At 59.5% G+C, this 1,920-nt stretch carries 1 protein-coding gene; it reads right to left on the bottom strand.

Annotated elements, in window-relative coordinates; genetic code table 11:
• Positions 1–1,874: type VI secretion system Vgr family protein (locus tag AP059_RS00100; protein WP_059874883.1), on the bottom strand; the 1,874-nt coding region annotated here is incomplete at its 3' end.
• Between the last annotated feature and the right edge of the window lie 46 nt (positions 1,875–1,920).

Here is a 1,920-nt window from a genome sequence, read left to right on the forward strand (position 1 = left end):
GCAGGCGTACCGGGCATCGCCACCCCACCCACTTGAATCGGCGTACTGCTAAAGATCCCCGCCGCACTGATCACCAGGTGTTGCCCCCCTGCCATCAAGGTGATGCTCGCCCCCGCGTCCAGCACCAGCATGGCCCCCGCCTTGAGGTGGATTTGCTGTCCGGCGTCGGCCAGCAAATTCTGCCCGACACGGGTGTGCTGGCTGGTGGCGACCTGCAAGTGGTCATTGCCCTTGATCTGCACTTTGCGGTCGGCCGTCACGGTGCGCTGGTCTTCGGCTTCCAGCACGCTGATGCTGTTACCCGTGATGGTTTCTTCGCGCTGGCCGTCGATCTGCACTCGGCTGTCATGTTTGATGTGCTGTTCAAAATCACGTTGCGCGTGCAGGTAAATCAGTTCCTGGCCTTTACGGTCTTCGATGCGCAGTTCGTTGAAACCTGTGCCCTGCGGCGTGCTGCGGCTGCGGAACACGCTTTGGGTTTTATGCGCGGGCAAATCCAGCGGCACCGGGTTGACGCTGTTGGCCAGGCAGCCGGAAATAATCGGCCGGTCAGGATCGCCGTCTACGTAGTCCACCAACACTTCCATGCCCACTCGCGGGATCGTCACGCTGCCGTAACGCTCACCCGCCCAGCTTGACGACACCCGCAACCAGCAACTGCTGCGCTCATCACTGACGGGGCTGCGGTCCCAGTGAAATTTGACCCGCACACGGCCGTAGGCATCGCAGTGGATTTCTTCGCCCGCAGGCCCGGTCACACGGGCAGTCTGGCTGCCGAAAACGCGCGGTTTGGCGTAGGTCTTTTGCGCACGATAGGTGCCGATTTCCGGCGTGCCATCAAAGCTGTTGCGATAACCCTGAAAGTCGAACGTCGAGGCGCTGGCAAACTCCTCAAGCACCTGCGGCTGACAGCCTTCGTGGGTGATGTGCGTGAGCAGCCACTGCACATTGCACTCGGCCAGCGGATGGTCGCTGAGGGTGAAAAAGTGACCGCTGAGCAAGCTCGGCTGATCGCTCTTGCCGCGGACCACGCAGGACTCGGCCTGATGACGCTCAAGCGCTCGCAGGCTGTAGCGCTGCGCGGATTGGGCCTCGAAAGCACCGCCGGGGTAGGTGTAACTTTCAAGCGCGCACTCTTCGCGAGGCGCACGGTTGTCGGCCTGCACGATCCGGCTGGCTTTTTCGAAATCATAATCGCGACTGAACGTGCTGTTGGTGCGCGCTTGCAGGCTCATCTCAAAATGAGTGATCGCAGGCTCCTCCGCCACCATCCCGCTGCCGGGCACGTAAGGCGTCGGCCATTTAAGGGGTGTAAATGCCTGCTGTTTATCGCCGAATACCAACTGATGGCTGTCAGGCGAATGGCGAAAGTAGTAGTGAAAACCCTCTTCAAAACACAGCCGCTGAATAAAGTGCAGGTCCGACTCCCCGTACTGCACGCAATACTCTCGTGGCGAGTAATCCGAGAACCCGGCAAAGGTGTACCCATCGCTGAAAATACCGTGCTCTTCCAGCACCTGCTCGATGATCTGCTGCACCGTCAGGTGCTGGAAAATCCGATGTTGGGTGCGATGCGCCAGGTAAGCCAGGCTTGGCACCAGCGTCAGGCTGTAATGCGTCAGCCGTGTATCAGAGCCGCTGCGGGTGATGCGTTCAATCTGGCCGTGGATGCCGTTTTGCGCGTTGAACGCTAAAAACGCAGGCTTATGCAGCAACGCTTCAAGGTCGAGATTGGCACGGTCACTGACCAGTTGGATGGCGAAGGAAAACGGCTGACTGATGGCCTCCTTGCCTTTAAATGCCAGTACCTGAAGCGAATCGTCACTGCCGGTTATCACCAGGCTGAAACGCGATGGGGGGCGAAGGGTAGACATCCGTGACTCCTCTGAAACAGAGGCGCTGACGCTAACGGATAAGCCT

Origin of the sequence: Pseudomonas sp. TAA207 (assembly GCF_001529285.1) — a bacterium.
Lineage (GTDB): Bacteria > Pseudomonadota > Gammaproteobacteria > Pseudomonadales > Pseudomonadaceae > Aquipseudomonas > Aquipseudomonas weihenstephanensis.